Annotated in this window: 16 protein-coding genes; 7 read left to right on the forward strand and 9 right to left on the reverse strand. The window is 39.9% G+C overall.

Going from position 1 to position 12070, the window contains the following annotated elements; all coding sequences use genetic code 11:
• Positions 1–232 precede the first annotated feature (232 nt).
• Genes AB4Z50_RS02415 through AB4Z50_RS02425 form a run of 3 tightly spaced genes read left to right on the forward strand, consistent with a single transcriptional unit; the run spans position 233 to position 3287 of the window.
• On the forward strand, positions 233–1837 hold the full coding sequence (locus tag AB4Z50_RS02415; protein WP_441875242.1) for a spore germination protein: 1605 nt from the start codon (positions 233–235) through the stop codon (positions 1835–1837).
• Positions 1838–1840: 3 nt separating this feature from the next.
• Entirely contained in the window at positions 1841–3043 is a 1203-nt protein-coding gene (locus AB4Z50_RS02420) for a Ger(x)C family spore germination protein (RefSeq protein WP_441875245.1), read from the forward strand.
• A 10-nt stretch (positions 3044–3053) separates the two neighbouring features.
• Positions 3054–3287 (forward strand): hypothetical protein, encoded by a 234-nt coding sequence (locus AB4Z50_RS02425; protein ID WP_441875248.1) that lies wholly within the window; start codon positions 3054–3056, stop codon positions 3285–3287.
• Between the two features lie 123 nt (positions 3288–3410).
• Here the strand turns inward: AB4Z50_RS02425 and AB4Z50_RS02430 are convergent, their stop codons facing one another.
• A complete protein-coding gene (locus AB4Z50_RS02430) occupies positions 3411–4901 on the reverse strand; it encodes an RtcB family protein (RefSeq protein WP_441875251.1) in 1491 nt (496 codons plus the stop codon).
• A 218-nt stretch (positions 4902–5119) separates the two neighbouring features.
• Here AB4Z50_RS02430 and AB4Z50_RS02435 point away from each other — a divergent pair, with 218 nt between their 5' ends.
• On the forward strand, positions 5120–5965 hold the full coding sequence (locus AB4Z50_RS02435; RefSeq protein ID WP_441875254.1) for a copper amine oxidase N-terminal domain-containing protein: 846 nt from the start codon (positions 5120–5122) through the stop codon (positions 5963–5965).
• A gap of 123 nt (positions 5966–6088) precedes the next feature.
• Complete coding sequence (locus AB4Z50_RS02440; protein ID WP_339202888.1) at positions 6089–6577, forward strand: MarR family winged helix-turn-helix transcriptional regulator; 489 nt, start codon at positions 6089–6091, stop codon at positions 6575–6577.
• A 12-nt stretch (positions 6578–6589) separates the two neighbouring features.
• On the opposite strand, the gene AB4Z50_RS02445 is transcribed toward AB4Z50_RS02440, so the two are convergent.
• The 8 genes from AB4Z50_RS02445 to AB4Z50_RS02480 all read right to left on the reverse strand — a co-directional run bounded on the left by AB4Z50_RS02445 (position 6590) and on the right by AB4Z50_RS02480 (position 10412).
• Complete coding sequence (locus tag AB4Z50_RS02445; RefSeq protein WP_441875257.1) at positions 6590–7492, reverse strand: NAD-dependent epimerase/dehydratase family protein; 903 nt, start codon at positions 7490–7492, stop codon at positions 6590–6592.
• 274 nt (positions 7493–7766) lie between these two features.
• The gene (locus AB4Z50_RS02450) at positions 7767–7877 is read right to left on the reverse strand and encodes a YjcZ family sporulation protein (protein ID WP_441875260.1); all 111 of its coding nucleotides are present in this window, start codon (positions 7875–7877) and stop codon (positions 7767–7769) included.
• Positions 7878–8079: 202 nt separating this feature from the next.
• On the reverse strand, positions 8080–8193 hold the full coding sequence (locus AB4Z50_RS02455) for a sporulation protein YjcZ (protein WP_083681477.1): 114 nt from the start codon (positions 8191–8193) through the stop codon (positions 8080–8082).
• 127 nt (positions 8194–8320) lie between these two features.
• Positions 8321–8500 carry a hypothetical protein gene (locus tag AB4Z50_RS02460; protein ID WP_430058644.1) on the reverse strand — a complete coding sequence of 60 codons (180 nt, stop codon included), beginning with the start codon at positions 8498–8500 and terminating at the stop codon, positions 8321–8323.
• Positions 8501–8665: 165 nt separating this feature from the next.
• Positions 8666–8776, reverse strand: a complete 111-nt coding sequence (locus tag AB4Z50_RS02465; protein ID WP_441875265.1) for a YjcZ family sporulation protein — start codon at positions 8774–8776, stop codon at positions 8666–8668.
• 116 nt (positions 8777–8892) lie between these two features.
• Entirely contained in the window at positions 8893–9078 is a 186-nt protein-coding gene (locus AB4Z50_RS02470; protein WP_339202884.1) for a hypothetical protein, read from the reverse strand.
• A gap of 246 nt (positions 9079–9324) precedes the next feature.
• Complete coding sequence (locus AB4Z50_RS02475; protein ID WP_441875268.1) at positions 9325–10023, reverse strand: class F sortase; 699 nt, start codon at positions 10021–10023, stop codon at positions 9325–9327.
• Positions 10024–10067: 44 nt separating this feature from the next.
• On the reverse strand, positions 10068–10412 hold the full coding sequence (locus AB4Z50_RS02480; protein WP_441875271.1) for a hypothetical protein: 345 nt from the start codon (positions 10410–10412) through the stop codon (positions 10068–10070).
• Positions 10413–10808: 396 nt separating this feature from the next.
• Between AB4Z50_RS02480 and AB4Z50_RS02485 the strand changes: the two genes are divergently transcribed.
• Both AB4Z50_RS02485 and AB4Z50_RS02490 read left to right on the forward strand, forming a co-directional pair.
• On the forward strand, positions 10809–11405 hold the full coding sequence (locus tag AB4Z50_RS02485; protein WP_076265683.1) for an RNA polymerase sigma factor: 597 nt from the start codon (positions 10809–10811) through the stop codon (positions 11403–11405).
• The gene (locus AB4Z50_RS02490; protein WP_430058651.1) at positions 11402–12004 is read left to right on the forward strand and encodes an anti-sigma factor family protein; all 603 of its coding nucleotides are present in this window, start codon (positions 11402–11404) and stop codon (positions 12002–12004) included. The genes AB4Z50_RS02485 and AB4Z50_RS02490 overlap by 4 nt, the downstream gene beginning before the upstream one ends.
• Positions 12005–12070 lie beyond the last annotated feature (66 nt).

Genomic DNA, 12070 nt, shown 5'->3' on the forward strand with positions numbered 1-12070 from the left:
TTTCTAAGTTATCTGCGTTATATTATATCGTCCATAAAAACCATTCCCCATTAGCTTTGACTAAAGCATTGCAGCATCTTCTCATTGTTACCTTTTACTTTGTTAGATAAACACTTGTCCTAGTTACTCTCTTCATTCAATGAATGTATGAATCAACGAAGTTTGGTTAACAAATGTAAAAGATATTTTCAAAAAAATTACCCTATTTCAGAGCAGAGAGGAACATAGACAAATGGGGTTTTTCAATAATCAATCAAAAAACAAGATGGAGCTTCCAGCAAGCAAGCGAATAGATTCCAACAAAGCTGCCCAAGAAAAAAGGTTGAACTTAAGCCTTGATGATAATATCCAATATGTAAAAAATATGCTAGGTGATAGCAGCGATATTGTGATCAGAGAAATTCAGATTGGAGCAGGAGAGAAATTTAAAGCCGGGATATTTTATACAGATGGATTAACGGATTTGCAATCTGTGCAGAAATTCATCATCGAATCGCTTATGCCAAGCATCCCTAATACGGAGCTTGACCCAAACGTATCAAGCCCAGAGAAGATCCTCCAAGTTGTGAAGGATCAAATTCTAACGGTAGGAGCTATCAAGGATGTTTCTGAATTTGGTACTTTGACAACTGCTTTGTTGTCTGGAGATGTCATTCTTTTATTGGACGGTTGCGCCCAAGGGTTCATCATCGGCATGCGAGGCTGGAAAGACCGTGCAGTCACGGAATCCACGACAGAGACCGTTATTCGGGGACCGAAAGAAGGCTTTACAGAATGTATTCGAACCAATACGGCGTTAATCCGCCGCAAAATAAAAGATCCTAATTTATGGCTCACAACAACGTCAATTGGGAGAGTGACAAAAACCGATGTATCGATCATGTATATCAAAGGAATTGCAAATGACAAGATAGTAGAAGAAGTGCATCGTCGTCTCGATCGGATCGATATTGATGGCATATTGGAGAGCGGCTACATTGAGGAATTAATCCAAGAAAAAACCTATACTCCTTTTCCTACGTTGTATCATTCGGAACGTCCGGATGTCATAGCAGCTGAGCTTTTGGAAGGGAAAGTAGCCATTTTGGTTGACGGAACGCCGATTGTATTGGTCGTCCCAGCATTATTTATCTCGTTTATACAGGCTGCTGAGGATTATTATACGCGCGCGGATATCAGCACGTTGATTCGTATGCTTCGTTTTCTTAGTATTTTTATTTCTCTGTTAGGTCCGTCACTTTACATTGCTGTCACTACATTCCATCAGGAAATGCTGCCTACGCAGCTGTTAATCGGTTTGGCTGCTCAACGAGAAGGGGTACCTTTTACAGCGTTCATCGAGGCCGTGATGATGGAGGTAACATTTGAAATTTTACGGGAAGCTGGCTTAAGAATGCCAAAGGCCATTGCACAGGCCGTCTCCATTGTAGGAACATTGGTTATTGGAACAGCGGCTGTTGAGGCGGGGATTATATCTGCCGCCATGGTAATCGTCGTTGCACTAACGGGGATTGCCAGCTTTGTGCTTCCGGCCTTCGACATGTCCATGACCTTTAGAATGCTTCGTTTTCCTTTGATGATACTTGCTGCTTCTTTTGGGTTGTTCGGGATTATTATTGGGATTTTTGCACTCGTACTTCACTTGTGCAGTTTGCGTTCATTCGGAGTTCCCTACCTGAGTCCATTTGCACCATTTAATCTTGAAGAGCAAAAGGATACCATATTCCGATTCCCCCGATGGGCAATGATTGCGCGACCTAAATTGATCAATAAAAACAACATCATTCGCGAACAAAGTAGTCATTCTGAACCGTCGCGCGATAATGCAGGTGGATAATCGATGATGCATAAAAGATATTTACTCTGTTTAATTGTCATCTCGCTTATATTCGTCACAGGTTGTTGGAAGGGCCGTGAGTTGAATGAGCTCGCAATCGCTGTAGCTTTGGGGATTGACAAGGTCGGAAATCAATATAAGGTTTCCGTTCAGGTCGTCGAGCCGACTGAAGTTGCAGGGAAGAAGGGCGGTGACAAGACACCCGTCACGACGTATCAAATCACGGCTAATACCATTTTCGAAGCAATACGCAAAATGACTACAGTAAACCCTCGTAAAATCTATCCTTCCCATCTGCGAATTGTGGTTCTTGGCGAATCCTTAGCTAAGGAAGGAATCGGTCAGGCGTTAGATCTCTTGTCAAGAGATGAAGAAATTCGTACTGATTTCTTTATCGTTGTTTCAAAGCATACGACTGCCGAGAATACGCTAAAAGTATTAACAAAGCTGGAAACGATCCCCGCGGTCAGTCTGTTCTCTACTCTTCAGACTTCTGAGCAGCAATGGGCTCCAACAACAACGGTTACATTGGATGAGCTTATTACTACACTCGTGAGCGAAGGAAGAGATCCTGTATTAACAGGTCTTGTTGTTTTGGGAGACGAGCAAATAGGGCAAGAAAAGAGAAATATGGAGAAGGTTCTGACCCCAACTACATTGCAATATTCGGGACTCGCGGTATTTAAGAAGGATAAGTTGATTGGTTGGCTAAATGAAACTGAAAGCAAAGCATACAACTATATTAGCGATGAAATTAAAAGCACGGTTGGTTTTGTTGCTTGTCCACAAGGCGGCAAAATTACGTTCGAGGTCATTCGGTCTAAGACAAAGGTCAAAGGCAGCGTAAAGAATGGACAACCTCAGATCGATATTGAAGTACGAATAGAAATTAATATAGGGGAAGTACAATGCTCCATAGATTTGTTGGAGACGAAAAATATTGCAGAAGTAGAAAGGCTAGCAAACAGCAAAGTGGAGGGTTTCATTGACGCGACAGTAAAAAAAGTGCAGAAAAAATACAAAGTTGATATTTTTGGATTTGGGGATGTTATTCATCGTTCGAATCCTAAAGATTGGAGAAAGCTCAAAAAAAATTGGGATCACACTTTTGAGACGATGCCAGTAAATGTGAAGGTAAATCATAAGATTCGACATTTAGGTACGGTGTCTAATTCCTTTCTGGAAGACATGAAGAAAGAGGAGTGAAGATGCACATATGGTACCTATCATAGTGATCCTTGTAGCGGTCGCTTTAATTATTGCCATTGATGTTCCTGCGCTATTAAGAGGAAAATCAAGAAAAGAATTATGGATATTTTCCATTCTTCTGCTGTTTGGGACTGTAATAGGCATTGCTCAAGCTTTACATATTGGACTCCCCAACCCTTTGGATGGGATTATCTACATATATAATCCTGTTTCACACTTATTGGACACATGGTTAAAATAAAGCTGTCTAAAATATAGAATGTCATCTGTTAGCCACGTCACAAGGACGTGGCTTTTTTGCTCTTTTAATTATTAAAAATGAAATATTTTAGTTTAAACCACTAAACCTTCAGTATAAAAAGCTTTACCCTTTTATCGTTAAAATAGGTTCAACTTCTGCAACAATTTGTGCCATGCCGTGTTCTTCATGTGATTCGATGATGGCATTGATATCCTTGTAAGCGTACGGAGCCTCTTTCTTCAATTCTTCTTCCCATTTCTTGAGTATATCCTGTCTGGATTCAATATCGTTACGGTTCGGATCAATAGGTGTAACAATATTAAACTTGGAAATAAATTCGCGAAACAAAGCATCATCTACTTTTACTGAATCTCCTCTTGAAAGGCTTCGACCAGCACCATGACTAGCGCTGAATAAGCTCTCACGATTGCCAAGTCCTGCAAGAATGTAGCTTTTCGCTCCCATGGATCCAGGTATAAAGACCGGCTCACCCGTAAATTGAAAAGGGGTGTTGGCCATTTGTTCAGCTGACTTTGCTGTGCAAGAGCCTTTGCGATGGATAAAACCTTCGCTGCCATCAATCGTTTCTTCCCATACGAAGTTGTGAGGGGCATCGTAGAGTAATTTATACTCAAAATCCTTTATGCTTTTGGACAATGACTTTTGAAGCATAAGCCCCAGAAATAAGCGATTCGCAAAAGCGAAGTTTGCTGCGTTATGAAGGAGGTTCCAATAACGATTCCATTGATATTCATATTGTTCGGAATGAGGCAGGACATAGATCCCATTGCTTGGATGCTTAAGAGAGGCGGGGTAAATTTCTTTAAGCATTTCTTTGATGTTCAGACCTGCGTGATGCCCGATAGATACAGAGCCTGTATGAATCATAACGACGATTTGGCCAGCTTTGATATTCCATTCCTTTGCCAAAGCATGATTGCGTATATTCACTACTTTCTGAATTTCTACAAAATGATTGCCGCCGCCGATCGATCCAATCTGACTATCATAGGACAAATCATCGCTGCCTAAATAACTATCCAGTCCATCTACTTTATCCGTAATAAATGAACCAAATCGATTTACCTTTAAAAGGTCGTCCTCTTGCTGCTTAGCATCATAAAATTCCCACAAACCATTGCACTTAATCGATTTCTGTGTCTCGAGAATACCCATTAATCCTTCTTTGAAAATAGCTTCACGCTGCACCCTTGTCATTGGTATATGACGTCCGCCTTCAAAGAAAATATGACGAATATCGGATTCGATTTGTTTAAGATTTGACCGGATATCATTTTCCTTCAGCGATGTCGTGTATAACCGCATGCCACAATTAATGTCATTGCCTACAGCTTGAGGGATGACAAATCCTTTGGTGAAGATGGTTGTACCAATCGGAATGCCGCTGCCTTTGTGGAAATCGGGAGTGATCGCTACCTCTTCAATTTTTGCATTTTCGTTCGTAAAATAACCGCTAGTGTGCTGTTTCAGGGTTTCTACAGATTCATTGACGGTGAGGAGTTGATCAAGTTCTGCTAAAGCATTTTTTTCAAGCTTAATTTTGTCGTTTATGAAAAAACGGACAGGGATATTATTGCTATTTTTAATTTTCAAATAGGACCATCCTTTTGATTTATAGGTAGATTATTGACATTAGTAATATTGAAGTATTCGATAAAGATGCATAACATCGGCAATCATCCTTTCCTAGCTAATGATTTCAATATATCATTTCAAAATTTGAAAAGCATTACCTAATTCGGGCTTTAGCGCAACAAATGGATAGAGAATTACGTTTTATCGATAAATGCTAAAAAAGGAGTGTTTGTTAAATGATGAGAAAATTAATAAAATTGACCATTGCGGGTGTAATGATGTTCTCCATAACAGCTGTCAGTTATGCTGCACCCAAAAAAAGTACACCCGTTATTTTGAAAATGAACAATTATTATGTGGCATATACCTATCCAAAGGAGCCTTATGTTGATAAACAGAATCGATTGATTTTACCATTAAGATCTGTAAGTGAATTGCTGGGTGCTACAGTTTCTTATAATAACCAAACGAAAACAGCTGAAATTAAAGAAGGGGAGAACATTGTTCAAATTCAGGCAGGCAATAAGACTGCAAAGGTTAATGGTCAAAATGTAGAGATGGACACTAAAGCAGTAGTGGAGAAAGGTTTTCTGCTCGTTCCAGCTCGAATACTTTTTGATTCCTTCTCTTTTAAAGTCACGAATGAAAATAATGTGATCACTTTGAATGACGAACGATTATTAAAGCAAGGAAAACTGAAGTATCTTTCTGATGATGACCGAGTAGGGATAGCAAGAACAGCAGACCCCAATGCGTTCCAGCCAATAGAAATTTCATATAATGTCTTTGTGAAAAATAAAGTATCGCTCATTGATCTAACCGTAACTGCCAAAAATAGTACAGGGAAAGATATACCGGAGGGACAAGAGGATCTGCATACTATCGTATATTTTGAACACTCATCCATCATGGATGCAGATGATTCTACAGTGGATATTAAGGATAGGCCAAGACCAGCTGTTAAAAAGGATGCCATCATCAAAAAACAATTAAACGCAGGTGGAGGCACGATCATTCAGCCAAATGAATTACAGTACATACTCATCGCGGGCAGGACGTTTAAACCGTTAAATGAAAGATAAGGAATGGATTAACTTTGAGTCATCCATAAAAAATGAAGCTTGACTTTCCATCTTGACACCATTATTAATTTAGTAAATAATTTAAAAATAAATTGGAAAAAGCTTATGGGGGCTCATAATGGTATGAGTAATGACGATAACTTTCAAGGAACGAATATAGATCACTTAACGAAGGAACTTGCGCTCGTATTCGGTCAATTGAAGCGTGTCGGGCATGTGTTTAGTCCTTCTAAGGAGCTCCGGCAGAGCGAATCCAATTTGCTTGTTTACTTGACGTATTTATGTCCGCCGGGTTCTAATGGCATTAAAGTTTCCGATCTAAGCAAACAGTTGAAAATAACCTCAGCTGCTGTGACGCATGTCATACAATCGCTTGAACAGATCGGGTATATTACTCGTACGATGGATGCAAGTGATCGGAGATCCATTCTTGTTACAGCAACTGAAGCTGGACATGAATTTGTTGGAGCAAGGGAGACAGAGCTATTTGAACGTTTTCAGCACTTGCGAGAACATCTAGGTGCAGATGACGCCGAGCAACTCATACGAATATTAGCTAAATCCATAAAATTTCTGAATACTTATGAAGATAGCGAAGCATCCAAACGATAGTCCGGTAACGGACTATCGTTTTATTTTTGCCAGAGCTTGGTAAGAACCTTCCTCCATTTCTTTGACGATCGAGTTGGCAGAGGGGCTCCATTGCAGCTGCTGTTCAGCACGCAAACCAGATATTCTTTGGTTAATGCTCGCTCCCCAAGCAGCAGGGCCCAAAACATGAACAGCTTCCTCATAACTACACGATTCAATTTCAGCGACGCCGGCAATTTTGCCAATTGCTATTATGAGCTCTTTGGTCGTAATGAGTTCCCTGGAAGCAGCGTTATATAAAGCCCCAGGAGATGCAAATGTATAAGCGCATGCATAAAGGTTTGCCAAGTCGTCTACATCAATGGTTGACCATGCGTTTAGTCCATCACCAACGTATTTGGCGAATTGAGTGAGCTTCGTTCTTTGAATAGTCGCCCCAACTAAACCGCCACCACCTCCGTAAACGAGAGCTGGTCGAATAACGACAGTACAAATGTTTCTCTCAGCAGCTGTCAGCACTTTTTGCTCCTGATTTGCTTTCCATTGCAAGAACGGCAATGGATTTACAGCCGAATCCTCATCAACGACATTATGAAGCGTATCGTTATAGATTAACGTTCCGCTCGTATATACGAATGTTTTGCCAGTGCCTTCCAAACCGTCTAACATGGCATCAACTGCAAGAACATCTAATTTTTCCATGTCAGAACTATGCGAGATAGCAGTATGAATGACACCATCAGCAGCAAGAGTACATTCCGCCAGCAAAGCCAGATCAGCAAGATCGCCTATTACAGGGGAGATGCCTAATTTTATTAATTGATCAGCTTTTTCATGTGTTCGAACTAATCCGGAAACTTGATAACCTTGGGATAGGAATTGTTTAGCTACTGCTAAGCCAACATACCCAGTAACTCCTGTAATGAATACTTTCAATAAAAGACCTCCTCAAATTAATTAATTTACTAACTAATGTATTTATTTTATTATTTAGCGGTTTTACTATTTTGTCAATACTTTCATAAAAAAAGGTAATTCAATTAAGGGCTACATCTGAAAGAGCATATGTAGACATTTTTTGACTATGTAAGCAAGGATTAGATTCAAGATAAAAAAAGAAGACCCACATAATGGGTCTTCTGGAGAGGCTTAAGTGTATTCAGCATTTTGAATGCGTGAGAGCAGCAGTAAGCCCTTCAATTATTATTTATTAGTAACCTCCACCGAAAATACCGCAGCTGCAAGAGATAATCACCAACAAAATAAACAGTACCAGAATAAAACCAATATTATTATGAGCACCACCAACGAATCCTGACATTAAACATCCACCTCCTTGCGACTTGAATACATTGTAAGGTATGCATTGCAAAAGCTTAGTGACTGGATATTTGTCATGGGGTGACATATGCCCAGTATCATTAGCCTATAATAGGGGATTAGAGGTTTTGTATAGGGAAGACCGTTAAGGATACTCTGCAGTCTGTAGGACAAGTGAATAAGTCATATCCAATCGCTAATGATTAGTAGTTGTTACCACCGAAAATTCCGCAGCTGCAAGAGATAATCACGAGCAAAATGAAGAGTACAAGAATAAAACCAATATTATTATTTACACCGCCAACTGATCCTGACATAAAACATTCACCTCCTTGTATTATCTTATAGAGCAAGTTAGTTAAAGCTATAGCTATAAGACAGGATAATGGGTAGATAGAGTATGTTTATCCATCTCATAGAGCGAGCAGAGTGGTGAAAATAGGATTAGTAGCCTCCGCAACAGCCGCCGTAACCTCTGTCGCTCACTCTGTCATTTCTTTTTTCGTTGACACTTTCAACTTGATTTTCATTTCTTCTTTCATTGCGGCCCAATACGCCACAGCTACAAGCAACAATGACTAATAAGATGAAAAGAACCAAGATCGTACCGATATTATGAGACATTATTTTAAAACCTCCTCTTATTTAACTACTATATAACGTATGATTGACTCTCATTTTTTGATTGTGTGTTTGTTACATAGACATAGTTTCAATGTCATTAGACTAGTAAATGAAGATAGAGCAAATAATCTAATGGAAGCTTGTTAAACTGGATCTTATATACGACTAGTATCTGCCACCGAAAATACCGCAGCTGCAAGAAATAATGACTAACAAAATAAACAACACGAGAATAAAACCAATGTTATTGTGAGCACCGCCAACTGACCCTGACATAAGAAATTCACCTCCTTGCTGCTGTTTAGAAAGTAAGTTATACATGGATGCCGTATAGTTATTGGTTGTTTGGCAGGGAAATACAAATTATCCATGTCTGAAGCTGAATTGAGGGATTAATAGCCTACTCCACAACCGCCGTTGTAACCTCTGTCGCTTACTCTATTGTTTTCGTTGCTGCGTACATCGTTGTTTTCTTCTCTGTCATCGTTTCTCTCATTACGGCCGAAGACACCGCAGCTGCAAGCGACAATAACCAAAAGAATGAAAAGAACGAGGATAATACCGATATTATGAGCCATTATTTAAAAACCTCCTCTTATTTGACTGCTATATAAGATATGTATGTATCTATTTAAGTGTTTGTGTGTTTGTTACAGAGGCATAGTTTCTATGTCATGTGACTATTAGAAAGAAATAGGTAGGGGAGGGATATGATAAAAAAGTAAAAGTACATATGCGGTTAGAAGGATGAATACGATAGAAAAAACCCATCAATGATTCAATTAATGGCGTCGTTTTGACATCCACTATACAACTGAATCAGATCATGGGTTATAGCTTGCAGATTTGCATATTTTTTTATCGGAGTGCCGTTTTGCAAAAACGACGAGCCGTTCTGAGTATTCTTGATTTTTACGATTGAATTTACCAGTGCATGTAATTAAATTTAAACGAGACTCATCCGCGGGACCAAAAATTTTCGAAAGTGGAGCCTCGGATGTTTTGAATATTTCAATCGATTCCACTTTAAAATCGATGGTGCAGTCCTCTTTACTTTTTATTGAAATCATGTCACCTAATTTTATGTTCTTTAATCTGTAAAATACGGCTGGTCCTGTATGGCTGTCAACATGTCCATCTATAACTGAATTGCCGACCATGCCAGGAAGAATGCCATTAGATAATAGCCCTACCCTCTTGGTGCTTGATGGAACATCCATTTGGCCGTTTTCTGTTATGCTGACTGGATCTATGATCGCATCGATTTCTAGAGCGGGAATGGAAAGTTTAATGGGTACGATTCCCTCTAATTTTACTTTAGAAATTGTATTCGGAATGATTTGATTATGATTTGTAGGCGGTGGACTCGGCATGGTTTCTGCTTTTACAAAGGGTTCATTATACTCAGATTTTGTTGTTGTTATTTGAGGCTTAATACCATGATCTTGATCATTTGAGTAGCTGCAGGCTGTACACCCGGCAAAAATAGCTGCAGCTATCAATTGCAATATAAACTTTTTCAAAGTTAGTAAGAGAGGGGAGAGTAGATCCCCTCGTTTTTTACTGTTTATTCAGCTTGTTCGCTGGCGCCGCCGAAGCCGGTTTTCGGCATTTTAGTAATCTCTTTTGCTCTCAAGTTTTTTGCTTTCAATGTTTTTGCTTTCATGCTTTTAGCATGTAGGTTTTTTTCATGAGCTTTTTTTGCATGGATGCTTTTTGCATGAAGGCTTTTAGCATGCATTTTATGTTTCTTTTTCTCTTCCATTTTCTTTACATGCATTTGATGCTTTTTCTTTTCTTCCACTTTCTTCATATGCATTTCTTTTTCAGATACAGGAGCAGCAGCGTACACAGCAGAGCTTGCACTAAAGATTAAACATGCTGAGAAAACGGCGATAATTGTTTTTTTCATAACGGTTATTACCTCCAAGTTGTTGTTTAAATTATTGTGCATAGTCATGTTCCCCATTGGAGTCAAAAATCATGAATGTGAACCTTTCCCAGCTTAAAGAAAGCGATTTATATTGCAAGAACTCTATAAGGCGAGTAGAATAAAACTTTATTTCCAATACATAGTTATTGATCAGCTTGAGTCCAAAACGTATATTTGCGCATCCACATTTGTAAAAATATTGTATTTTATCCTTTTGTCGAAAGAGGCAGGAATTTGCCCTCGAAACACGAATTATATGTATATTCGTGTTTTTTGAATTAATTATGATAAACACCGCAACTTTTCGTTCCCGGGACGGTACAATGATATATAGCGGTCCGGGAATAATCCGCAGGTGGAGGAGGTTCGCCTGTCATGACTGATTCCCAGTTGATACGAGAGATAAAGGATGGCAATGTCGAGCTGTACTCCGAGCTTATGCGGCGCTACCAACGAAAAATTTTAGCGTTTATTTATCACATGCTGAAGAGTGCAAAGCTCGAGCTTATGGCCGAAGACTTGTGTTCTGAGACCTTCTATAAAGCCTACCGCAGCCTTCATTCGTTTCGCGAATTGGATGCTTCTTTTTCGACGTGGTTATATACGATTGCGCGAAATACAGTACTTAGCGAGCTTCGCAAGCAAAAATCAGCGCATGTGTCGCTTGATGAATCGGGATTCGAGCCTGTCGCAGCGCTTGATGCGGTTCCTGAGCAGCATGTGCTAAGAAATGAACGTATGGCGATGGTGCGAGAAGCGATAAACAACTTGCCAGAAAAACAACGCTCAGCGCTTATTCTTCGGGAATATGACCAGCTGGACTATCAAGAAATTGCTAATATTTTAGGACAAACGGTCAGTTCTGTTAAATCACTGCTATTCCGAGCAAGAGCAAGCGTAAAAACGCAGCTGGAGCCGTATTTCGGACAATCGCCGCTGATGGAGGAATTCGAAGGGATGAATACGAGATGAATTGCAACGATGCGCAAGACAAATTCGGCGAATATTGGGATTTAGCTGATCACGATGAAGTGCGGATAGCAATAGACACTCATTTGCTTGAGTGCAAGACATGTGCGGAGCAGTTTGAGCTGTGGGAAGAAAGCGAGGATATCATTCGTTTCTTATCGGAGGAAGATGAGAGCCTCGGTCCTATGGAGCATGTGAATCGAAATGTGATGGATCGCATTTACGCTGAGGAATCTTGGTTAATGCCTGTTCCGCACAAAAGCTATCAGTTTTCGAAGTCGTTTCGCCGTAATATCGCGCTGATCGTTGCAGCTTGTATGGCTTTGTTTGCAAGTGCATTCTTTGTATTCATATTTGATAATGATGGCGGTGTTTCACAAGCTGAAATTGCCGAGCTAAGCGGATTGATGGACACAGCAAATGCGTCTGGTGATGGTTTAATTACAGCAGGATTTTATGCAGAGGTTCCGGTTGCCAGCATTAGCGAGCCATTCGTTCTAAAGGTTATGCCGGCCTTCCCGCAATATTATGTTGCATTGTCCTTGCTTGGTCTTATTATGACGCTGCTGATTTTGAACTGGCTCTCTAGAACACGAAGCTAATGTTGATGTATGATAAAGCTCCCTAGGGAGCTTTTGTTATGTCTACTATATAAAGGAGCTGAATAC

It is taken from the genome of Paenibacillus sp. 2TAB26 (genome assembly GCF_052115145.1).
Classification (GTDB): domain Bacteria; phylum Bacillota; class Bacilli; order Paenibacillales; family Paenibacillaceae; genus Pristimantibacillus.

Bases quoted from the DNA above. Each gene is read 5' to 3' on its own strand.
- AB4Z50_RS02415 (WP_441875242.1), top strand. From the start codon at position 233: ATGGGGTTTTTCAATAATCAATCAAAAAACAAGATGGAGCTTCCAGCA.
- AB4Z50_RS02420 (WP_441875245.1), top strand. From the start codon at position 1,841: ATGATGCATAAAAGATATTTACTCTGTTTAATTGTCATCTCGCTTATA.
- AB4Z50_RS02425 (WP_441875248.1), top strand. From the start codon at position 3,054: ATGGTACCTATCATAGTGATCCTTGTAGCGGTCGCTTTAATTATTGCC.
- AB4Z50_RS02435 (WP_441875254.1), top strand. From the start codon at position 5,120: ATGATGAGAAAATTAATAAAATTGACCATTGCGGGTGTAATGATGTTC.
- AB4Z50_RS02440 (WP_339202888.1), top strand. From the start codon at position 6,089: ATGAGTAATGACGATAACTTTCAAGGAACGAATATAGATCACTTAACG.
- AB4Z50_RS02450 (WP_441875260.1), bottom strand. From the start codon at position 7,877: ATGTCAGGATTCGTTGGTGGTGCTCATAATAATATTGGTTTTATTCTG.
- AB4Z50_RS02455 (WP_083681477.1), bottom strand. From the start codon at position 8,193: ATGTCAGGATCAGTTGGCGGTGTAAATAATAATATTGGTTTTATTCTT.
- AB4Z50_RS02460 (WP_430058644.1), bottom strand. From the start codon at position 8,500: ATGTCTCATAATATCGGTACGATCTTGGTTCTTTTCATCTTATTAGTC.
- AB4Z50_RS02465 (WP_441875265.1), bottom strand. From the start codon at position 8,776: ATGTCAGGGTCAGTTGGCGGTGCTCACAATAACATTGGTTTTATTCTC.
- AB4Z50_RS02470 (WP_339202884.1), bottom strand. From the start codon at position 9,078: ATGGCTCATAATATCGGTATTATCCTCGTTCTTTTCATTCTTTTGGTT.
- AB4Z50_RS02480 (WP_441875271.1), bottom strand. From the start codon at position 10,412: ATGAAAAAAACAATTATCGCCGTTTTCTCAGCATGTTTAATCTTTAGT.
- AB4Z50_RS02485 (WP_076265683.1), top strand. From the start codon at position 10,809: ATGACTGATTCCCAGTTGATACGAGAGATAAAGGATGGCAATGTCGAG.
- AB4Z50_RS02490 (WP_430058651.1), top strand. From the start codon at position 11,402: ATGAATTGCAACGATGCGCAAGACAAATTCGGCGAATATTGGGATTTA.